This is a genomic window from Rosenbergiella metrosideri (assembly GCF_022602565.1).
Classification (GTDB): domain Bacteria; phylum Pseudomonadota; class Gammaproteobacteria; order Enterobacterales; family Enterobacteriaceae; genus Rosenbergiella; species Rosenbergiella metrosideri.
Genome location: NZ_JALBCV010000005.1, coordinates 100,167 through 122,326 on the forward strand (window position 1 = coordinate 100,167; position 22,160 = coordinate 122,326).

Consider the following 22,160-nt stretch of genomic DNA (forward strand, 5'->3'; position numbering starts at 1 on the left):
GAATACGTACCTAAAATTAATGTAAACCGAAGGCTTTTAGCATAGTACTGAGTTTGGTACCGGTCTCTTGCCACTCCGAAAGCGGATCGGAAGCAGGAACGATACCTGCGCCGGCAAAGAGGGTAACCTGTTGTGGGGTTAATTGTGCACAACGAATCGTCACGACCCATTCGCCATTACCTTCATCATCGCACCAACCCACCATGCCACCAAAGAGTTCTCTAGGGAAAGGCTCTAACTGTTGAATTAGACGGCAAGCTAACTGATGAGGGTAGCCGCTCAATGCAGGGGTAGGGTGAAGTAATCCTGCTAGCGCTAGCGCATTTTCTTCAGCGTGATGGGTAATCCCTTGTACGGTGGTCGCAAGGTGCCACAGTTGTGAGGTGGTGACCAATTCTGGAACTTGCGGCACTTGTAACTGCTCAGCGACCGGGGCTAATACTTTTGCCATCGCGTCTATAACTAGCTGATGCTCATGGCGGTCTTTGGTCGATGCAAGCAGCGTCTGGCCTACACGATAATCGTCCTCTTGGTCTAGCTGACGCTTTGCTGAACCGGCTAAAGGGCGAGAGCTAAATTGATTTTTTTGCTTACGTAGCAGGAGTTCAGGGCTTGCACCCAGTAATACTTCGTTATTTGTAAGCGGGACATGGAAATGATAGTTATCCGGGTTCTGCGCCATAATGCGGCCCATCAACGCAGTGCTATCAATAGGGTCCTCTGTCGTCAATTTTAGCAGCCTAGAAAGAACGACTTTATCTAGCTCACCTCGATTCATTGCTGCGACAGCATCGCTTACCATCTTCATAAAATGGGGTTGATCAGGGTAAGCTTGCTGACCGGTGATTGAGGCGATCGGTTGCTGTAGAGAAGAACGGAGCTCTGTGGCCAATTGGTCACGGTCGGTACGGGTAACTTGCTGGGGAATAAACAGCGCGGTCGGCTGATGGGAATCAAAGGGAATAGCTCCCACCACTAATGGGTCTCTAATCCCTGCGGCACGGGCAAGACGAAATTGTTCCCGCAGCATCTGTTGAAAAGCGTCTTGGCTTCCCTCGCCATCAAGCAAAGGCTGGGTAATACGTTTAAAGCAACCGTCAGTCAGCAGGCTGGTTTCTGGAGAGGTAAACAGAAAACGTTCGTTTAATGCGCCCTGTTGTTGAATTTTGCAGTGTGGAATATTTTCAACGGCAGTGATTTCGACCATAATAGCACCATTAAATGATAAGATAATTAATAATGATTATCATTTGAATTTTGGCGGTAAGCTACGCTTAACTCCCTTACCTGTCAACTGATGAGGCCCACTTAAGGTTAACTTCTCATTAAGACCTTAGGATTACGCACTAGATGCTCATATAGGAAAGCCATTATGATCCGACGCTCAAGACTGCTAAATATTCTCTTAGTCAGTGTGTTGTTACCTTTAGCAGGGCTGAGTCAAGCAGCCGATTGGCCAAGGCAAGTCGTGACGGATAATGGGACGGTGACAATAAAGAGTGCACCGAAAAGAATCGTCTCGACCAGTGTTACCCTGACGGGATCGTTACTCGCCATCGATGCCCCTGTGATAGCCAGCGGTGCAGGTGTGCCGAATAGCCGCTTTACCGATAACCAAGGCTTTTTTAGCCAATGGGGTGCTGTGGCGAAGCAAAAGCACGTACAGCGCTTATATATTGGTGAGGCGAATGCCGAGATGGTGGCTGCGCAGGCCCCGGACTTAATCGTCGTCAGCGCCACGGGGCACGACAGCGCGCTGCGGTTAGTGAATCAACTTTCAAGCATTGCACCAGCGATTGTCGTCAATTATGACAATAAAAGCTGGCAGCAGATCGTTACGCTGCTAGGTCAAGCTACCGGTCATGAAGATCAAGCGAATACCTTAGTTCATCAGTTTGACCAGCGCGTTGCCGCATTAAAACCCAAATTAAAACTCCCTCCTCAGCCTGTCTCCGCTTTTGTTTGGAATGGAGGTGGGAAAGAGGTGAATCTCTGGACCGCAGACTCTGCTCAAGGGAAACTGTTACAACAGTTAGGGTTCACCCTAGCGCCAACGCCGACCGGGCTGGCAACTAGCCACAGTATGGGACAGCGTAAAGATATTATTCAGCTTTCCGGTGAAAAAATGAGTGAAGGGCTGAGTGGTAAAAGCTGGTTAATGTTCGTCGCGGACGATAATACGGTCAAACAAGTGAATGATGATCGTTTTCTACAGCAAGCATCTGCTGTGAAGCAAGAGCATGTCTACCCGCTGGGTAACGATAATTTCCGTTTAGATTACTACAGCGCGACAGATACTTTAGCGATGCTAGAAAAACTCTTTGTGCATTAAGGTGAAAAACACTCAATCCTCTTCGTGGTGTAAACCCTTAGGACTCTTTTCCGGGGCAATAATCGTCTTATTTGGCTTAATCATTGTGAGTTTGCTGACTGGAGCCAAGACGATTCCCTTATCAGAAAGCTGGTCAAGCCTGTCATTGTGGTATACCTGTCACAGTGAGAATTGCGACATTATCCGGTATTCACGGCTGCCGCGGACCTTGGCTGGCTTAGTCGCAGGCTGTGCGCTGGGGCTAGCCGGTGCATTGATGCAATCTCTGACGAGGAATCCGCTCGCTGATCCTGGTCTATTGGGCGTCAATTCAGGTGCCAGTTTTGTTACCGTCGTGGGATTAAGTTTCTGGGGAACACTCTCTTTCTGGCAGAGTTTTTCTTTAGCATTTTTAGGGGCTCTTTTGGCGGCCATTGTCGTGGCGATTACCGGTGCAGGACGCGGCGGCCGATTGAACCCGATTCGTCTGACGTTAGCAGGTGTTTCGTTAGCGGCTATTTTAGAAGGGCTGACGAGTGGTATCTCTCTGTTAAACCCCGATATTTACGATCATCTGCGCTTCTGGCAAACCGGGTCATTAGATGTACGGCAACTTACGATCTTTAGCTTACTCGGCCCGGTGGTAGCGATTGCTACCCTTTGCACGTTGATGCTGAGTCGTTCATTAAATGCGATCAGCATGGGCGAGGATCTCGCTCGCACCTTAGGAACACGCGTCGGACTTGTGCAGCTGTGTGGGCTACTGCTTATCGCGTTATTATCTGCCTGTGCAACGGCTCTGACCGGCCCTATTGCTTTTATTGGACTGGTTGCGCCGCATCTTGCGCGTGGCATCTTAGGCAGCGACCATCGTTATTTTTTACCGGGTACGGTGCTAATCACCCCGGCTGTTTTACTGCTTGCTGATATTATTGGTCGTAGTATTGCCCCTAGTGAAATTCGTGTATCGATTATCACTGCTCTTATCGGTGCCCCCGTCTTAATTATTCTCGTTCGTCATCGGATAGGGCGTGGCATGTCATGAAGAAACGTCCACTGATTATTTTCTGTTTCTTATTGTTTGCGGTCGGGTCGGTGATGTTCAGCGCACTATGTCGTGGCGCTATCCCGTTATCGCTACACGACCTATGGCTGCTCCTCACGGGAAACGGACCTGCAGGTTTGCGATTAGTTGTCGTCGAGTGGCGGCTACCCCGAGTGCTTATTGCAGTATTCTGTGGCGCGGCGCTAGGGATCAGCGGCGCGATTTTCCAATCCATTTTACGTAACCCACTGGGTAGTCCGGATGTATTAGGTCTTAACGCGGGTGCTTTCTCTGGCGTTCTCGCCGTTATGCTACTGTGGCCCAGTAACCTGTTCGCTATGACGTTAGCCTCGTTGGTGAGCGCCGCGTTAACCGGCACCATCATCTATCTATTGGCTTGGCGTCAAGGTATCACCCCTTATCGATTAATTTTGATAGGAATAGGTATTCGAGCTCTGCTTATGTCGTTTAATGGCTGGGTGATAACCTCAACTTCGTTAAGTACTGCGATGAGCGCAGGCTTATGGAGTGCTGGGTCATTGAACGGCGTAAATTGGCAGAGCGTTACCCTGGTTTTTCCTGCGGTAATTATCGCACTACTCGGGGTCGCGATGTTAGCGAAACGGATGCGGCTCATGGAGATGGGGGACGACTTAGCCTGCGCGCTGGGCATCCGCACGGAGCGAACGCGGTTAGGATTGCTGTTACTCGCCACTTTACTGACCGCGGTACCCACCGCGGTGATTGGACCTGTCTCTTTCGTTGCGCTGGTGGCACCACAGATTGCACGGCGTCTGGCTAACAGCCCGTCTGGTGTATTATGGAATACAGCATTATGTGGCAGTCTATTACTACTGGCCGCGGATTATCTGGCGCAACATGCTTTCCTGCCTTATCAACTTCCCGTCGGGGTAATTACCGTCAGTGTAGGCGGCATCTATCTATTGTCACTTTTGGTTAGAGAGGCCAGACGTTCATGAGTTTATCTTCTTCCCGTCTTGCTGCGAGAGACCTCACATTGGCTTACGACAATAAAACGGTCGCAGAGCAGCTATCGGTAACGATTCCCGATGGCGAATTTACGGTGATTATTGGTCCAAACGCCTGTGGGAAATCGACGCTATTAAAAGCGCTAAGTCGAGTGATAAAACCGGTCGCCGGCCAAGTTATTCTTGATGGGCAGGCTATCCATCAGTTACCGGCGAAAGAGGTAGCCCGACAACTCGGTTTGCTTCCTCAAAATAGCCATACGCCTGCAGGGATCACCGTCGCAGATTTAGTTGGCCGCGGACGTTATCCACATCAGTCACTGTTTGGTGGATGGCGTCTTGAGGATAGCCAAGCCGTGGCTGAAGCGATGGCAGCGACTCATATCGACCATTTGGCGGATCGTCCCGTTGAGCAGCTTTCCGGAGGGCAGCGGCAACGTGTCTGGATTGCCATGGTGTTGGCACAGCAAACCCCGCTATTGCTCCTCGACGAGCCGACGACATGGTTGGATATCACTCATCAAATCGAGCTGATGGAACTGTTACGTGAGCTAAACCAACGCCATGGCCGTACATTAGTCGTGGTACTGCATGAATTAAACCAAGCGTGTCGCTACGCCAGCCATCTTATTGCGATGCGTGAAGGGGCAATTATTGCCGAAGGTAAACCCAGTGAGATTATCACCGCGGAGTTAATTGAGCAGGTCTACGGATTGAAAGCGGTCATTATCGCTGATCCCATTGCAGGGACACCGATGATCGTCCCCGTCGGGAAATGAGGGGGCAACTGCCCCCTCTAGCATCAGGAGAGTAAATGCCTTAAGCGGCGGTTGATCTCTGGGCCGATGGTTTCAAACATCGCCGGTGAAATGATCTCTACATGGGCACAGTCGATGGGCACAATATCTAACTGCTGAATAAAAGGTGCCCAAGCTTGTTGCGCACTTAACCCAGGTTGCTGCGTTTTTAAGGCGGAGAATAGTGTCGCTTTTCCTTGTGTCTTACGACTGCGGGCGGTCGTTAATAGGCGCACGGAGTGGGCGTAATTAGCTTCAACCTGATCAAAAAGATGAGAAAGCTCCTCACCTGCTTGTTGCCGCTGACTTTGAACAAACTGCTCACGTTCACGGTTGACTTCTTCAATGACTTGCTCATCCAAGACATTTTTCCCCTGCTTCTCATCCCAATTCTGCGTTTCAGGTGGCCACGTATCAAGCAGGCCTAAAAACGCAACCTCTTCTCCTCGTGCTTCCAGCCGTGACGCAATACCTTGGGCTAAGGTCCCACCGAGGGAGTAGCCGATAAAATAATAAGGCCCCGTGGGTTGGTCGGCCAGAAGCGTCTCAAGATGCCGGTCACAGACATCATCAATATGCTGCGCATCCCCTAAAGCGCCTTGTTCATCCGGCGATTGGATACCAATAATGGACCATGTCGGGTCTAGATACCGTTGTAATACGCTAAATTGCCACGCGAACCCGGATGCGGGGTGGAAACAGTAGAGACGAGGTCCCTGTGTTTGGCGTAGAGGTAACAAGGTGTGTAATCCACTGTCCGCGTATTCAGGACTTTGTTGAATGATCTGTGCAAGTTTTTCCACGGTTGCGTTCACCATCACGTGGCCAACGGTAAGCGGATAATCCATCTGCTTACGAATTTGCGCGGCTAAACGCATTGCTAAGAGCGAGTGCCCCCCCAATGCAAAGAAGTCCTGATTGGCTGCGACCTGTGGCCGCTGCAGGAGTTCGGCAAACATTGCGGCTAATTGAACCTCTACTGCGCCTTGAGGTTCACGCAGCGAGTGGTGATCGTCAAGTTTCGGAACGGGCAGGGCTTTACGATCTAACTTACCATTACTGCTAAGAGGGAATGCCTCAACGGGAATAATGATCACCGGCACCATATGCGCTGGTAGCCGTTCGGCCAGTTGCTGACGAAGATGATCTGTCTGTTGTGGCGTGTCAGCAATAATATAGCTGACCAATTGTCGGTCATCGGCTAGACCGGATAATTGTTGATTTAAGCTTACGGCAACGGATGCCGCTTGCTTAATCCCTGGCAATGAGAGGAGAACGGCATCAATCTCTGAGAGTTCTATCCGCTGACCGCGGATTTTGAGTTGGTCATCGTTACGTCCCAAATATTCAATTTCACCGTTGGTAAGACGACGGGCTACATCGCCGCTACGGTACAAGCGTTGAGTTGCATCCCAAGGTGCGGCAATAAACCGCTCGGCAGTGAGCTCGGGTCGACCTAAATAGCCCTCTGCCAGCTGCACTCCGCCTAGCCATAGTTCACCAGCAATACCATAGGGAACGGGTTTAAGCTGACTATCGAGAATATGAAGCTGAGTGTTCCAAACCGGCCAGCCAATCGGCACGCTGTGACCTTCCACCGCGGCAAGTTCTGGGCCAAATGCTGGGAACCAACTCACGTCTACAGCAGCTTCGGTGGGGCCATATAAATTATGGCACGGGATCGCTACACTTTGTTCCCATTGACGAGCCAGCGCGGTAGGCAGGGCTTCGCCACTACAAAAGACGAGACGTAGATGCTGTCGTAACGCCGTGGCAGTGGCTTCAGTGAGGCTTTCTAAAAACGCGGCTAACATTGACGGCACAAAGTGGGTCACGCTGACATGTTGTTCAACCATGACTTGTTGTAACCACTCAGGATCGCGATGGCACTCGGGAGGAGCCATAAAGAGCTTCGCCCCAGTCATTAATGGCCAGAAGAACTCCCACACCGACACATCAAAACTACTTGGCGTTTTCTGGATAACGACATCTTGAGCATCAAGTGGGTAGTGGTTTTGCATCCATTTTAAGCGATTCACGATCGCGTGATGGCTGACTAACACGCCTTTAGGTCTACCTGTCGAACCTGAGGTATAAATTAAGTATGCCCCTTGTGTCGAGACGGGAACAGCGGCTGATAATAACGGCACATCGGTAAATAGCGATTGATAATAATAATGTGGCGTGTCGTTAATGTGTGTAAACCGACTACTCAGTGCCTGTTCGGTGATTACCAAGCGCGGAGTTGAATCCTCCAGCATAATGGCTAAGCGGTCATCAGGATAGCCGGTATCAAGCGGCAGCCAAATTGCGCCGAGCCGCACGATCGCCTGCAGGGATAATGAGAGATAGATGGAGCGCGGAAGCGCCACGGCGACGATATCGCCAGCTTGCACACCCTGTTGCTGAAGTGCGGCAGCCAAGGCAATGACCTGCTGTTCCATCTGTGCGTAAGATAGCGCAACGTGCGAATCAGCCAGCGCAATATTATCCGGAGTACGTTGACATTGTGTGGCGATCATCGACCATAGGGTATCGTCTTGCAGCACAATGTCGGTAGCATTAACGTTGACCAATTGAAGCTGCTCTTGCTCGCTTAGAAGACTGAGTTCAGAGAGCGTTAGCGTTGGCTGGGCGGTTAACTGTTCGATAATCAGTGGCAAACGTTGAATATGCGTCAACAGTGCGTGTTCGTCGTAACGATTGCTATTGGCTAAGAACTCTAAGGTTAAGGCACCTTGATTATCGAGGATTAACGCAATTTCAATATCGCGCACCGGCCCTGAGGCTAAGTGGGTGGTATGAACGTTCTGGCCTTCAAACGCTAAGTGATAATCGAAGAGTTTGACGTTTAAGACAGGGCCGAACAGCGGGGCACTATCTCCGGTTAAGCCTAAGTCGCGGCTAATTTGTTCTGCATCATAGCGTTGATGACGTCGATTTTTCTTAATCTCTTTATTGAGAAGACCTGCAAATTCGGTAAAAGTATAACTAGGTTGATACCCAACACTCATAGGTAAGACATTAATCACCGGCCCGACTGCGCTAAGGGCTGCCGATCCCATTCTGCGCATAAAAATAAAGCCCGCGCTAAAGGGTTGCTGGCCCGTCAGATGGGCCAGCCAGGTATTGACGAGCGTAACTGCCGCATCGACAGGCGTGAGGCCTGATTCGGCGAGGTGTTGGTGTAACGGAGCAAGCTGCTGAGCGGAAAACTGTATCGTGTGACGTATTACCTGCGGGCTAGCCACTTCACCATTCAGCGGCGCTTGTGCAAGGCTTAGCGGATCGGGCAGCTGCGGGACTTTCTCCAGCCAATAGCGCTTATCTTTTTGATACGTTGTGCTGTGTTGGTAATTTTGGTACTCCTCAACAACCTCATCGAATGCGGTAAAGGGTGAGGCGGCTAGCGGTTGCTGGTGGCGTAAATGGGCATAAATTTCACTAATCCGTTTGGTGAGGGCAATAAAGCTGAAGCCATCGACCATCAGGTGGTGATAACGCTGATACCATATCCATTGTTCAGGGGTGATACGTATCAGCACCTGCCTAACCTTGGGACCTTTATCAGTAATACGTAAAGGACTTTGTAGATCGGCTTCCATTAAGGCATGTGCCGCTGCCAACGCCTGAGGATCGTCACGGAGATCAATAGATTCTACCGTAAAGCCTAGGTTGGGGCTAAAACATTGGAAGGCTTCTCCTTCGTGCTCATCAAACCGAAAATTAACAGTGTCTGCTTCGGCCAACCCTTGTTGAATAGCCTGTTGCATCAAATCAAGATTGAGCGTTCCCGGTAGCGTGATAGCGTGTGCGACGGCAAAGGCGTTGCCGAAAGGAGAAAGTTGGTCGGCAACCCAGATCCCGGGTTGTGCGGCAACCAGTGGTAACCGACGAGTCGTCACTGACGATGAGGCTGTGTTGTACTCATCAGGGGAACGTTGTTGTGCTATGCTGTCATCGATAATCATCATCTTATTCGTCCTGCCATAACGCTTGTAATCCATCTAATAAACTTCCCCGCCACCAGAGTGCATCGTGTCCACCTTCGACATAGCGTAAACGATGTGGGATGTGGTAGTGGCTTAACCACTTATCCATTTCGCGGTTGGCTTCGCAAATTAATGTTTCGCGGCAACCTGCCTCCAAGAGTATTTCTCGTGGAGCGATAACGGGGGCTTTCTGCTGTAACTGTTGAAGCAGGTAACCTGCCGCATGCCCGCGGTTCGGCCACCAAAAGGATCCGGAAAGGCTGAGGGCTTTACCGTAAAATTGTGGCCAGTTAAGGCACGCATAGACTGAGGCCAGCCCACCAAAACTTTGCCCTGTGACCAGGGTTCGTGCGGGGTCTTGTCGCCAATCGAATGTTTGTTTGATTAGCGGGAGTAATTCTTCGTTAATAGCCAGCCAAAAATCGGCATTACAGGGATATTCTCGGCCACGATGCTCGCGATCGATGATTTCAGGCATGATGTAGAGTGCCGCAGGAAGTTTTCCCCTATCCGTCAATTGCTGCAGAGGACTGGCGATAGGGAGAGTGTTGGCCCAGAACTGTCCATCAAGTATTAAGGCTAAATGCTGATAGGTCGCAGTGTCCTCTTTCGCCGAACCGTAGCACCACACGTGTCGTTCATTACCTAACCGAGCACTCTTCCAGAGAATGACCTTCAGGGGGAGCGGCGACTGCTCTCCTCGATCCCATGCTTGCCATTCAGGCTGCGCAGGCGCATCAGGGAGATGAAGGGGGGAGACAGACATCCCTCGACCTGCAGACCAAGAACGTAACGCGTTGAGGCTATCGTGTTGGGCATGTGTAAACTGTTCGCGCCACCATTCCCGACGCTGGAAAATATCTTGCTTCAACAACCCTACCTCGTTCTTTGAGTCCGGGATCAAGCAATAACTTCCTCGCCACTCAGCGGGAAGCGTGAGGCTAAGATACCAGACATCGCTAGCGGGATAATGGACTAGGGATATTGGAGGCTTGGGCTGGTGATGATCAGTGATCCCCGTAATGTTGAGCCATACCGCTTTTATGGGTGGGGCCTCAGCGGGGCGAGCAGGCTGACGCCAGAGGAAGGTCACGCGGCATTGTTGCGCATCAATTCGCTCGATACGCGGCACACCCTGCAATTGTTGTGCTTGCCACCACAGATCGGAACCGGTATCAGAGGTAAACCATTCAGGAATAAGCATTTGCAAAATTATCTTTTATAGCAGCTATCTGCGAATAGCGTTCAGAAGCGAGATTTGTTGATAATAGTATTGATAATTATTTTCATCTGCAATAGATTGCAATCTCTCTTTACGTAGTTTGTCGTTTATTGCGCATTTGTTTGCATAATGGTAGCGATCTCGTAAAGACTCCTTACTAAACACACACACAGCATTGACCTAGGGAACTGGGATTATAAAAATGAAAAAATTATCATTTCTTTCTGCTGCAATTTGTCTTGAGCTAGGTAGCTCATTTTTTATTTATTGCGCGCCGGCTTCAGCGGCTTCATCGGATGTCACCGTCAACTCTCCTGCGTCAGATGAAACCGCAGCCAAAACTTCTAGTGATAAGCCATTATCTACCGAAGAGAATTCACATAACTCCATCGTCGTCACGGCTCGCCAGCAAACCCTCCAAGCACCAGGTGTCTCGACGATCTCCTCTGAAGCGATTCGTAAACACCCTCCGGCGCGTGATGTATCAGAAATCATTCGTACCATGCCTGGGGTGAATTTAACCGGCAACTCGACCAGTGGGCAGCGGGGAAATAACCGTCAGATCGATATTCGGGGTATGGGGCCAGAAAATACCTTAATTTTGATCGATGGCCGTCCGGTCAGTAGTAAAAACTCGGTACGCTATGGATGGCGGGGTGAACGAGATTCTCGTGGTGATACCAACTGGGTGCCACCGGAAATGATTGACCACATTGATGTTATCCGCGGACCGGCTGCGGCACGCTACGGTAGCGGCGCGATGGGCGGAGTGGTTAATATCATCACTAAGCAAGCGAATAAAGAGTGGCATGGTTCATGGAACGCCTATTACAACGTTCCACAACATAAATCTGAAGGTTCAACCAAACGAACGAATTTCAGCTTAATGGGGCCTGCAACCGATAGCTTAACATTAAGTATTTGGGGAAATATCGATAAGACCCAAGCGGATGCTTACGACATTAACCAAAATCATTCAGCATCGCGTACCGGTACCTATGCCGGGAGCTATCCTGCTGGCCGTGAGGGAGTGAGAGATAAAGATCTCCACGGCAAACTGAATTGGGAATTTGCCCGCAATCAGCATCTCGAGTTCGAAGCCGGGACCAGTCGCCAAGGGAATATTTATGCTGGCGATACGCAGAATACTAACACCTCAGATTATGTGAAAAGCAAATATGGCGACGAAACGAACCGTATTTACCGCCAAGATTATGCCTTAACTTGGACAGGGGTCTGGGATAACGGAGTCAGTACTAATACCTATGCGCAATATGAGAGAACCCGTAATTCTAGGATTACCGAAGGATTAGCCGGCGGAACCGAGGGGATCTTTAATAATAACGCCGGGTTCTCCGATATCGATCTGAGCGATGTGCTGCTGCACAGTGAAGTCAGTATTCCCTTTACGGCTTGGGTAGACCAGAACCTCACCTTGGGAACTGAGTGGAACCAGCAAAAGATGAAAGACGGCACCTCAACCAGCCAAGCGCTCACTGGGACGAATACTGGCGGCGCAATCAGTGGGGTCGGAACGGGTACGCGTTCACCGTATTCTCAAGCGCAGATTTTCTCTATGTTTGCTGAAGACAATATGGATATCACGGATTCCACGGTATTAACACCGGCCATCCGTTTTGACCATCACTCCATTGTCGGCACTAACTGGAGCCCATCACTTAATTTAACTCAACAGCTCACTAACGAGTGGACGTTGAAGATGGGGATTGCTCGAGCCTATAAAGCGCCTAATCTGTACCAAACTAACCCGAACTATATTCTCTATAGTAAAGGTCAAGGGTGCTACGGCAGTTCGAGTTCGGGTTGTTACTTACAAGGTAATAGCGACCTTAAAGCAGAAACCAGCGTCAATAAAGAGATTGGACTCGAGTACAAAGATCTTGCTGGACTGCAGGCAGGGCTGACTTATTTCCGTAATGACTACCATAATAAAATTGAGTCGGGTAACAATGTTACTTACACCAATAGTAGTGGTACTCGCGTTTTCCAATGGGAAAATGTGCCGCGTGCGGTAGTTGAAGGCCTTGAGGGAACCTTTAATGTCCCAGTCACCGATACGGTTACTTGGAATAATAATATGACGTGGATGCTGCAAAGTAAGGATAAGACGAATCATGATCGTCTTTCCGTTATCCCGCAGTTTACCCTGAACTCCAATGTCGAGTGGCAGATTCGTCAGGACCTGTCGGTACAAGCAACATGGACTTGGTACGGTAAACAGAAACCGAAGAGTCGTAACTACCAAGGGAATAAAGTCAGTTACCCTGATACCCGTGAAGTCAGTCCATACAGCATCTTTGGGGCCAGCGCGACATGGGACGCTACCAAGAATGTCAGTATTACCGCTGGGATAGATAACCTCTTTGATAAACGTCACTTCCGCGAAGGGAATGCACAAACTACTGGAACGCTTAATTCGAAGACAGGTGTCACAAGTTACCTATACGGTGCAGGTGCTAACACTTACAACGAGTCAGGCCGAACCTTCTATATGAGTCTTAACACTCACTTCTAATAAAAAAACCCGCTTACGCGGGTTTTTTTATAGCTAATAATTTCGATACAAATCGCTGTAGAGTCGACTTTCAAATCGGACAAGGGGGACGCGTCGCGTTCGTTGATCTTCTGGAGGGACCGCATACCCAGAGAGGTATTGTACGAAGGCGATGCGCGTTCCGCGTGACGTCGTTAAGAAGCCTGCTAAGTTATACACGCCCTGTAACGAACCGGTTTTCGCAGAGAGCTTTCCATCGACACCTGCTTCGTGTAATCCGCCACGATACTGTAAGGTGCCATCGTAACCAGCTAAAGGAAGCATACTAATAAAATCGAGGCTGCTGTCATTCTTAGCAATAAACTGCAGTGCTTGCATCATAGTGTCCGGTGCAACCAAATCGTGCCGTGATAATCCGGAACCATCGACTTGGATGGTATTGCCCATGTCGACGCCCGCTTTCTCACGAAGGATACGGCGTACCGCATCCGACCCTGCCCGAAACGTTCCTGGTACGTTGAAATAGTGATGACCGATTGTTCGGAAAACCGTATCGGCAATCATGTTATCTGACTTCTTCAACATAGTATGTAATAGGCTATGGAGCGGGGCGGATTGTTCGATTGCCAGAACGGTACCAGGTTCGGTGGGTTGCGTTTGACGGAGCAAGTGGCCACGATAGTCGATATCGGCTTTACGTAGCTCATCCCGCAAAATTTCCCCAGCCCAAGCCGCGCCATCTTGCACAGCGAAGGCAAGAGGAAGCGGGTCATTACGCTGGCGCAGACACCCGGTCAGGGTATAGCGGTTTAATTCCCCGGGATTTACGTCAAGCTCGCAATATTGCGCCTCACCTGAGTTAGGACCTAAGGTTTTCACCTCACTATACATGTGCGCAGGATAGTAAGACGCAATACGGATAAAGGCGTTTTCGCCCGGCGTTTTGGCGCTATAGAGCGAGATAGAAAAACAGTTTTTATCGACAATAGCGGCTGCAGGAGGCGCGCTAAAGCATTGCGTTAAATCATTCCATGGCCAGCCGGGAGCCATATCGTGGCTCGCGAAAACTGAAGTATCGATGACCAAGTTACCTTGAATATGCGTAACACCCTTCTGTTTCAGCTGCGCGACCATATTACGTAAGTCTTGCCGCGTAAACGTCGGGTCGCCACCAAAGCGAGCAACCAGATCACCCTGTAAGGTATCACCGACTATTTTTTGGTGACTTTCAAAGGTGGTCTGGAAACGAAAATCTTTGCCAAGTTCTATTAGTGCGGCCAGTGCAGTGAACACTTTCATCGTACTGGCAGGCAGCGCCATTTGTTTTCCGTGATAATCGACAATCGGTGTTGTATCGCCTACCCTTTGCGCCATGAACGCGAGATTGGTACCATCAGGAAGGTATTGGGTATAATCCTCGACAGGCGTTGCGGTGGCTTGAAGCGTTACCGCAAGGGTAAGAGCTGTAATGAGTCTTGAAAGTCGCATAATCTCGGCGTCGTTAACAGTGGAACCCGCAATACTACGTCCCCTTGAGGGGCAAAGTAAACGATGATCCGGGAGGAACTCTCGGGTAAAATATGTATCAAACTGAAAATTCACTCGTCTTGGGTAGCAAACTATCTGAGGCGGGGTTGTTTTGTTTCAAATTTAGGTGCAGCTTATTCGGTTAAGCTTGTATCGAATCAGGATGATTGACTGAATAACAGAGTAATGAGGAGTATAAGATGAGCCAGATTCCTATGACCCTTCGCGGTGCAGAGCAGCTGCGTGAAGAGCTTAACGAGCTTAAAAATATTAAGCGTCCTCGTATCATTGCTTCTATCGCTGAAGCTAGAGAACACGGTGATTTGAAGGAAAATGCGGAATACCATGCTGCCCGTGAAGAGCAAGGTTTTTGTGAAGGTCGTATTCAAGAGATTGAAGCAAAATTATCGAATGCGCAAATCATTGATGTGACAAAAATGGCCGCGACAGGTCGTGTCATTTTCGGGGCGACAGTGACTGTTTATAATACCCATTCGGAAGAAGAAGCGACCTATCGTATCGTGGGTGATGATGAGGCCGATTTTAAGCAAAATCTGATCTCTGTAAACTCGCCGATGGCGCGCGGCTTAATCGGTAAAGAAGTTGATGACGTCACAGTCGTAAAAACGCCAGGTGGTGATGTTGAGTATGAAGTGATTAAGGTTGAATACCTCTAATCATCAGAATACGACGATATGTTGTGCTAGGAGTGGGCTTTTCGCCATTTCGGTCCCGCAAGTCGGGTTAACCGTGCTAATATATCTTAAGAAAAGAAAAAGGCTGTAAAACAGCCTTTTAACTGGAGGTAAAATAGTGATATTTTTTTCCAGAATTAACGTGGTAAAGAAATTTTCTTTTCTTTTGAAGGGCGATAAAGCACCAGCGTTTTACCGATGACCTGGACTTCAGCCGCTGAGGTTTCACGAACAATGGCTGCTACAATCAACGCTTTGGTTTCACGGTCTTCAGTCGCGATTTTGACTTTGATCAGTTCATGATGCTCAAGAGCTTGATCAAGTTCAGCGAGAACACCTTCGGTTAATCCATTGTTGCCTAACATCACGACTGGCTTCAGCGGATGAGCGAGACCTTTTAGGTGCTGTTTTTGTTTAGTACTTAGATTCATCGTATTATTTACTTACTCAGGGATTGAAAACAGGTCATTGTACCGCCATCTCTAGTATATCGCCAAATCAACGCAGCATTTTGCGTAATGATTTATCGCTGCGATACAAAAATGTTGGAAAAAGTATGACGGGAAAGAAGCGTTCAGCCAGCTCAAGTCGCTGGTTACAGGAACACTTTAGCGATAAATATGTGCAACAAGCACAAAAGAAAGGTCTACGTTCGCGAGCATGGTTTAAACTAGATGAGATCCAACAAGGTGATCGTCTCTTTAAACCCGGCATGACAGTCGTAGACTTAGGTGCTGCCCCGGGGGGTTGGTCACAGTATGTGGTTGAACAGATCGGAGCAAGTGGCCGTATTATCGCATGTGATATCTTGCCAATGGATCCAATTGTTGGTGTAGACTTTCTTCAAGGTGATTTCCGAGAAGAAGCTGTACTAAAAGCGTTGCTCGATCGTGTCGGTGACGGTAAGGTGCAGGTAGTAATGTCCGATATGGCACCAAATATGAGTGGCACTCCCGCTGTGGATATTCCTCGCGCGATGTATCTCGTAGAACTCGCACTTGAAATGTGTCGCGATGTATTGGCACCAGGTGGTAGTTTTGTAGTAAAGGTGTTCCAGGGAGATGGTTTTGATGATTACTTACGCGAAATCCGCTCCTTATTTACGAAAGTAAAAGTTCGTAAGCCAGACGCTTCGCGTTCGCGTTCTCGCGAAGTGTACATTGTAGCGACTGGGCGCAAACTATAGCTCCCTACGCTTTCTGTTAACATCGTTGTAAATAAGAGGTTAATCCCTTGAGTGACATGGCGAAAAACCTAATTCTTTGGTTAGTCATTGCCGTAGTGCTAATGACTGTGTTCCAAAGCTTTGGGCCCAGCGAGTCAAATGGCAAGAAAGTCGATTACTCAACTTTCGTGACAGAAGTGAATCAAAATCAGATTCGCGAGGCGCGTATTAATGGGCGTGAGATTAACGTAACCACTAACGATAGCAATAAATACACTACGTATATTCCTGTCAACGACCCGCAATTACTGCAGAATCTTTTATCTAAAAAGGTAAAAGTGGTTGGTGAACCACCGGAAGGTCAAAGTCTACTGACCTCTATCTTTATTTCTTGGTTCCCGATGTTGCTGCTAATTGGTGTATGGATCTTCTTTATGCGTCAAATGCAGGGAGGCGGTGGCAAAGGTGCCATGTCTTTCGGTAAGAGCAAAGCTCGCATGTTGACCGAAGATCAGATTAAAACCACTTTTGCCGATGTTGCCGGTTGTGACGAAGCGAAAGAAGAAGTCAGCGAGCTGGTGGAATATCTTCGTGAACCTTCACGTTTCCAAAAGCTGGGCGGAAAAATTCCTAAAGGCGTACTGATGGTAGGCCCTCCAGGTACCGGTAAAACGTTATTGGCTAAGGCCATTGCCGGTGAAGCGAAAGTGCCGTTCTTTACTATCTCTGGCTCAGACTTCGTTGAAATGTTTGTCGGTGTCGGCGCATCACGTGTCCGTGATATGTTCGAGCAAGCGAAGAAATCCGCGCCTTGTATCATCTTTATCGATGAGATCGATGCAGTGGGTCGCCAACGCGGTGCTGGTTTAGGCGGTGGTCACGACGAGCGTGAACAGACGTTGAACCAAATGCTGGTTGAGATGGATGGCTTTGAAGGTAATGAAGGGATCATCGTTATAGCGGCAACTAACCGCCCTGACGTCCTTGACCCTGCGCTCCTTCGTCCAGGTCGTTTTGACCGTCAAGTCGTTGTTGGATTACCTGATGTTCGTGGCCGTGAGCAAATCTTGAAAGTCCATATGCGTCGCGTTCCATTAGCAACGGATATTGATGCCGCGATCATTGCTCGTGGTACACCAGGTTTCTCCGGTGCAGACTTAGCAAACCTCGTCAACGAAGCGGCACTTTTCGCTGCCCGTAGCAACCAACGTGTTGTCTCGATGGTTGAGTTCGAGAAAGCGAAAGATAAGATCATGATGGGTGCAGAGCGCCGTTCAATGGTCATGACTGAAGCACAAAAAGAGTCAACGGCTTACCACGAAGCAGGACACGCGATTATTGGTCGTCTAGTACCGGAACATGATCCTGTACATAAGGTGACAATTATCCCACGTGGACGTGCGTTAGGGGTGACATTCTTCTTACCTGAAGGTGATGCAATCAGTGCAAGCCGTCAGAAATTAGAGAGCCAAATTTCGACCCTTTACGGCGGACGTTTAGCTGAAGAGATCATCTACGGTCCAGAAAAAGTCTCTACCGGCGCTTCCAACGATATTAAGGTGGCGACAAACCTCGCACGTAATATGGTTACCCAGTGGGGCTTCTCCGAGAAATTAGGTCCTCTTCTGTATGCGGAAGAAGAAGGTGAAGTTTTCTTAGGACGTTCCGTTGCTAAAGCGAAACATATGTCCGACGAAACCGCGCGTATTATCGACCAAGAAATCAAACACTTGATCGACAGTAACTATCAACGCGCTCGCCAGCTGTTGAATGAGAACATCGACATCCTGCATACGATGAAAGATGCTCTGATGAAGTACGAAACTATTGATGCTCCGCAAATTGATGATTTGATGGCACGCAGAGAGGTTCGTGCTCCAGCTGGTTGGACTGAACTGGCAGTGAAAGAAGAAGAGTCTGTCGCGCCACCGCAAGCAGCTCGTCCTGTCGACGCACCTGAGAATAATGATCCCGGCAATCCGATGTAATGTCTGAATCATTCGATAAATAGTGCCAGTTCGCGCTACAATAAAGCCCCGCTTATGCGGGGCTTTTTTTTTGCATCACATCGATAGAGCGTTAAAGAGGATACTGAATGAAATTGCGTGCCCGAGGGAGTGAGTTAGATCTCTCTTTTCCCCATATTATGGGAATTTTAAATATGACTCCAGACTCCTTTTCTGACGGTGGCCGCCATAAAACGCTGATCGATGCGATTACTCATGCTAATGAAATGGTGATTGCCGGAGCGACTATTCTCGATATTGGCGGCGAGTCGACTCGCCCTGGTGCTGATAACGTTTCAGTAGAAGACGAACTGGCGAGAGTTATCCCAGTCGTCGAAGCATTATCTCAACGATTCGAAGTGTGGATTTCGGTCGACACCTCTAAACCTGAAGTGATTCGTGCTGCTGCTGCCGCAGGCGCCCACTTGATCAACGATATCCGCTCATTAAATGAACCTGGCGCGCGTGAGGCAGCAGCTGACGTCGACCTGCCGGTCTGCTTGATGCATATGCAGGGTGAGCCGAAATCGATGCAGCACAGCCCGAGCTATCAGCAGATTATTACCGAAGTGGACAGCTTCTTAGCCACCGAAATTCAGCACTGTATGGCTTCAGGGATACGTCGAGAAAATATTCTGATCGATCCCGGTTTTGGATTTGGCAAAAATCTGCAACATAATTATGAGCTACTGGCTAATCTAAGCCATTTCCATCATTTCGATCTGCCGTTATTAGTGGGCATGTCTCGAAAGTCCATGATTGGCCAACTCCTTAATGTCGGGCCAACTCAGCGATTGAGTGGTAGTCTAGCCTGTGCAGTTATCGCCGCGATGCAGGGAGCACAAATCATTCGAGTGCATGATGTTAAAGAAAGCGTTGAAGCGATACGCGTGGTTGAAGCGACTCTCAGAGCAAAAGGATAATTCATGAGCGAACGTAAATATTTTGGTACCGATGGTATTCGCGGAAAGGTTGGCGAATCGCCAATAACGCCTGATTTTGTCTTAAAATTAGGCTGGGCCGCCGGCAAAGTACTTGCTGGACAAGGTTCCAAAAAAGTCATTATCGGGAAAGATACCCGTATATCGGGATATATGTTGGAATCGGCATTAGAAGCGGGCTTGGCCGCTGCAGGATTATCGGCGGCGTTCACTGGGCCTATGCCAACCCCAGCGATTGCCTATTTAACGCGTACATTCCGCGCGGAAGCCGGTGTGGTGATATCCGCGTCTCATAACCCATTCGATGACAATGGAATAAAATTCTTCTCCACCGAGGGTACTAAGCTTCCTGACGATGTCGAAGCTGCCATTGAAGCGGAACTCGAGAAAGAGATTACCTGTGTACCCTCAGCAGAACTAGGACGCGCTAGCCGCATCGTTGATGCAGCCGGACGGTATATTGAATTCTGCAAGGGGACTTTTCCCAGCGAACTCAGCTTAAATCAGCTAAAAATCGTCGTCGATTGTGCAAACGGTGCGACTTACCATATTGCACCGAATGTTCTTCGTGAGCTGGGGGCTGAGGTGATTACGATCGGCGCTTCGCCCAACGGAATGAATATCAATAAAGAGTGTGGTGCGACGGATTTAGGCCAACTTCAAAAACGCGTGCTAGCCGAAAAAGCCGATCTTGGTATTGCGCTTGATGGTGACGGCGATCGTATCATGATGGTCGACCATCTTGGTCAGGCGGTCGATGGCGATCAAATTCTCTATATCATCGCGCGTGAACGTCTACGACAAGGAAATCTGCGCGGTGGGGTTGTTGGCACACTGATGAGCAATATGGGGCTAGAGTTAGCCCTGAAGCAGTTAGGCATTCCCTTTGAGCGTGCGAAAGTCGGCGACCGCTATGTATTGGAAAAGCTGAAGGAACGCGGATGGTTTGTCGGTGCCGAAAATTCCGGACATGTTATTTTACTTGATAAAACCACAACCGGTGATGGCATTATCGCCGGTTTACAAGTGTTAACGGCCGTAGTGGGGAACAAGCTATCCCTTCACGATTTATGCAGCGGCATGAAGATGTTGCCACAAGTCCTAGTTAATGTGCGCTTCTCTGCGGGGAGTGATCCGCTTCAACATTCTGATGTATTAGCGGCGTTACACCAGGCTGAACAGCAACTGGCTGGCCGAGGTCGGGTCTTGCTACGTAAGTCGGGTACTGAACCGTTAATTCGCGTGATGGTTGAAGGGGAAAATAAAGAGGAAGTAACAGAACTGGCCCAATCTATTGCGGAGATCGTCAAGCGTTTATAATCGCGTAAAGGTGTCTGTGATCAGGTGATTCGCTATGAGAAAGGCTTTTCCCACATTGGGGATAAACAGCCTTTAGCTAGTGTTGCTGCTTTTTTCCGCGATCAAAACCGGCAACGTAAATTGCACTTGCAGAGTGCGTTGCCTTTGGTTAGTATTCACATCCTCTTCAGGGGAGTTCTTTCCTCGTGAAGGTAGATGCGTTTTAAATGTACGATTACGTACAAGGAAACAGGTTAATTATGTACGAAGCTCTTTTAGTTATTTTCCTGCTAGTTGCTGTTGCGTTAATCGCGATGGTGATGTTACAGCAAGGTAAAGGCGCTGATATGGGAGCATCTTTCGGTGCAGGTGCCTCTGGAACATTATTTGGTTCAAGCGGTTCAGGAAACTTCCTGACACGTATGACCGGTATTCTTGCTGCGCTGTTTTTCATTATTAGCCTGGTGCTTGGTAATCTAAACAGTAATAAAACACATAAAGGCAGTGAGTGGGATAATCTGAGTGCTCCAGTAAAGTCTGAGCAAACTCAACAGCCAGCGAAAACCTCTTCGCCAGCCAGTGATATCCCGCAGTAACGCCAACTGATTGCAAGTATCAGCAGTGCCGTGGTGGTGGAATTGGTAGACACGCTACCTTGAGGTGGTAGTGCCCAATAGGGCTTACGGGTTCAAGTCCCGTCCTCGGTACCAATATTGAGAAAAAAGACGCTTAATAGCGTCTTTTTTTGTTTGGTTACTATTTTAAAAATACCCTTTGCAAATTTTACTATTGAGTGAGTGCTTTTTTTACCTCTGCGAGGGTTGTTACGCCAGAAGTACTTGGCTTTTTCGTTAATGTACGATCGATATGGAGAGTACGATTAGCGCTCTCTACAGAAAATACTATCGTTTCATCTGTAAGGGTGTTGGGTGAAGCCGCTTGATAGATTACCGCGATGTTGATTTATTTCTCCTTAGCTGAAGAAATAATACCTACTACTTTCGTTTCTCTACAACTCTCTGATTGCCAGTCATCATAGCCCATCGTGGGATAATCGTCTTAACCACTGTGTTTTGTACGGACCAACCGATAAAGCAAACATTGTCATCCTGTTCATTGAATCCCTTGCCTGCGATAAAGGTGCTTAGTACCTTACCGTTACCGGTTAATGTGAAGGTTTGACTGTTTACAGGGATTCCCCCTTAGGTCGTCTTCTCCAGCGCTTTGTAAAATATATTTTTCTTAAATAGTGTATCACTCGTCACCTGTAGGAAAGTTTGGGCGAGAGCATCCTATAACTCTGAAACTATTGTTCTTTGGCAATCTATCGGCTATTGCCTAACTAGTCTTGATTGGTTATTCACAGTTAAATTTGCTTTTGTGCTCGCCTAGGCGTAATATTGAGCTGTTTTTCGGACGCGGGGTGGAGCAGCCTGGTAGCTCGTCGGGCTCATAACCCGAAGGTCGTCGGTTCAAATCCGGCCCCCGCAACCATTTTCCTAGTTCTTTTTCCAAATCGACGTCGGTAAGACGACGGGTTTTAGAAAAATGTCTATTGAAAATGGCTCCTGTCCTTTGACAGGCCCATACAGGATTCTGATCAAAACCCCGACTTTTCGGGGTTTTTTATTATCAGAAAAGCGTTGTCATACTGGG

Annotated in this window: 16 protein-coding genes and 2 tRNA genes; 13 read left to right on the top strand and 5 right to left on the bottom strand. The window is 48.8% G+C overall.

From position 1 onward, the window contains the following. Window positions 1-16: 16 nt before the first annotated feature. The gene (locus tag MKR94_RS07110) at window positions 17-1,207 is read right to left on the bottom strand and encodes an isochorismate synthase (RefSeq protein ID WP_241646312.1); all 1,191 of its coding nucleotides are present in this window, start codon (window positions 1,205-1,207) and stop codon (window positions 17-19) included. A gap of 165 nt (window positions 1,208-1,372) precedes the next feature. Between MKR94_RS07110 and fepB the strand changes: the two genes are divergently transcribed. Genes fepB through MKR94_RS07130 form a run of 4 tightly spaced genes read left to right on the top strand, consistent with a single transcriptional unit; the run spans window position 1,373 to window position 5,124 of the window. Next, on the top strand, window positions 1,373-2,332 hold the full coding sequence (gene fepB / locus MKR94_RS07115; protein WP_241646313.1) for a Fe2+-enterobactin ABC transporter substrate-binding protein: 960 nt from the start codon (window positions 1,373-1,375) through the stop codon (window positions 2,330-2,332). A gap of 1 nt (window position 2,333) precedes the next feature. Then, window positions 2,334-3,356 (top strand): iron chelate uptake ABC transporter family permease subunit, encoded by a 1,023-nt coding sequence (locus tag MKR94_RS07120; RefSeq protein ID WP_241646314.1) that lies wholly within the window; start codon window positions 2,334-2,336, stop codon window positions 3,354-3,356. After that, on the top strand, window positions 3,353-4,336 hold the full coding sequence (locus MKR94_RS07125) for an iron chelate uptake ABC transporter family permease subunit (protein WP_241646315.1): 984 nt from the start codon (window positions 3,353-3,355) through the stop codon (window positions 4,334-4,336). The genes MKR94_RS07120 and MKR94_RS07125 overlap by 4 nt, the downstream gene beginning before the upstream one ends. Further along, a complete protein-coding gene (locus tag MKR94_RS07130; RefSeq protein ID WP_241646316.1) occupies window positions 4,333-5,124 on the top strand; it encodes an ABC transporter ATP-binding protein in 792 nt (263 codons plus the stop codon). The genes MKR94_RS07125 and MKR94_RS07130 overlap by 4 nt, the downstream gene beginning before the upstream one ends. Window positions 5,125-5,147: 23 nt before the next feature. Here MKR94_RS07130 and MKR94_RS07135 read toward each other — a convergent pair whose 3' ends face one another. Both MKR94_RS07135 and fes read right to left on the bottom strand, forming a co-directional pair. After that, window positions 5,148-9,113 carry an amino acid adenylation domain-containing protein gene (locus tag MKR94_RS07135; protein ID WP_422047513.1) on the bottom strand — a complete coding sequence of 1,322 codons (3,966 nt, stop codon included), beginning with the start codon at window positions 9,111-9,113 and terminating at the stop codon, window positions 5,148-5,150. 4 nt (window positions 9,114-9,117) lie between these two features. Further along, on the bottom strand, window positions 9,118-10,338 hold the full coding sequence (gene fes / locus MKR94_RS07140) for an enterochelin esterase (protein ID WP_241646318.1): 1,221 nt from the start codon (window positions 10,336-10,338) through the stop codon (window positions 9,118-9,120). A 220-nt stretch (window positions 10,339-10,558) separates the two neighbouring features. Between fes and MKR94_RS07145 the strand changes: the two genes are divergently transcribed. Beyond that, window positions 10,559-12,892: a TonB-dependent siderophore receptor gene (locus MKR94_RS07145; RefSeq protein ID WP_241646319.1), complete on the top strand. Its 2,334-nt coding sequence runs from the start codon at window positions 10,559-10,561 to the stop codon at window positions 12,890-12,892. 33 nt (window positions 12,893-12,925) lie between these two features. Here MKR94_RS07145 and dacB read toward each other — a convergent pair whose 3' ends face one another. Next, window positions 12,926-14,359 (bottom strand): serine-type D-Ala-D-Ala carboxypeptidase, encoded by a 1,434-nt coding sequence (dacB, locus tag MKR94_RS07150; RefSeq protein ID WP_241646320.1) that lies wholly within the window; start codon window positions 14,357-14,359, stop codon window positions 12,926-12,928. Between the two features lie 239 nt (window positions 14,360-14,598). On the opposite strand from dacB, the gene greA reads away from it, so the two are divergent. After that, window positions 14,599-15,075 carry a transcription elongation factor GreA gene (greA, locus tag MKR94_RS07155; RefSeq protein WP_241646321.1) on the top strand — a complete coding sequence of 159 codons (477 nt, stop codon included), beginning with the start codon at window positions 14,599-14,601 and terminating at the stop codon, window positions 15,073-15,075. A gap of 155 nt (window positions 15,076-15,230) precedes the next feature. Here the strand turns inward: greA and yhbY are convergent, their stop codons facing one another. After that, complete coding sequence (gene yhbY / locus MKR94_RS07160; RefSeq protein WP_062812063.1) at window positions 15,231-15,524, bottom strand: ribosome assembly RNA-binding protein YhbY; 294 nt, start codon at window positions 15,522-15,524, stop codon at window positions 15,231-15,233. 125 nt (window positions 15,525-15,649) lie between these two features. Here yhbY and rlmE point away from each other — a divergent pair, with 125 nt between their 5' ends. The 7 genes from rlmE to MKR94_RS07195 all read left to right on the top strand — a co-directional run bounded on the left by rlmE (window position 15,650) and on the right by MKR94_RS07195 (window position 21,998). Continuing rightward, window positions 15,650-16,279 (top strand): 23S rRNA (uridine(2552)-2'-O)-methyltransferase RlmE, encoded by a 630-nt coding sequence (gene rlmE / locus MKR94_RS07165; protein WP_241646322.1) that lies wholly within the window; start codon window positions 15,650-15,652, stop codon window positions 16,277-16,279. Window positions 16,280-16,335: 56 nt separating this feature from the next. After that, window positions 16,336-18,246: an ATP-dependent zinc metalloprotease FtsH gene (gene ftsH, locus MKR94_RS07170; RefSeq protein WP_241646323.1), complete on the top strand. Its 1,911-nt coding sequence runs from the start codon at window positions 16,336-16,338 to the stop codon at window positions 18,244-18,246. Window positions 18,247-18,353: 107 nt separating this feature from the next. After that, the gene (gene folP / locus MKR94_RS07175) at window positions 18,354-19,187 is read left to right on the top strand and encodes a dihydropteroate synthase (RefSeq protein WP_241646324.1); all 834 of its coding nucleotides are present in this window, start codon (window positions 18,354-18,356) and stop codon (window positions 19,185-19,187) included. Between the two features lie 3 nt (window positions 19,188-19,190). Further along, window positions 19,191-20,525, top strand: a complete 1,335-nt coding sequence (gene glmM / locus MKR94_RS07180; RefSeq protein WP_241606069.1) for a phosphoglucosamine mutase — start codon at window positions 19,191-19,193, stop codon at window positions 20,523-20,525. Window positions 20,526-20,764: 239 nt separating this feature from the next. Then, window positions 20,765-21,100, top strand: a complete 336-nt coding sequence (gene secG, locus MKR94_RS07185) for a preprotein translocase subunit SecG (protein ID WP_241646325.1) — start codon at window positions 20,765-20,767, stop codon at window positions 21,098-21,100. 27 nt (window positions 21,101-21,127) lie between these two features. Continuing rightward, window positions 21,128-21,214, top strand: a tRNA-Leu gene (locus tag MKR94_RS07190). A 707-nt stretch (window positions 21,215-21,921) separates the two neighbouring features. After that, a tRNA-Met gene (locus tag MKR94_RS07195) sits at window positions 21,922-21,998 on the top strand. The last annotated feature ends 162 nt before the right edge of the window (window positions 21,999-22,160 follow it).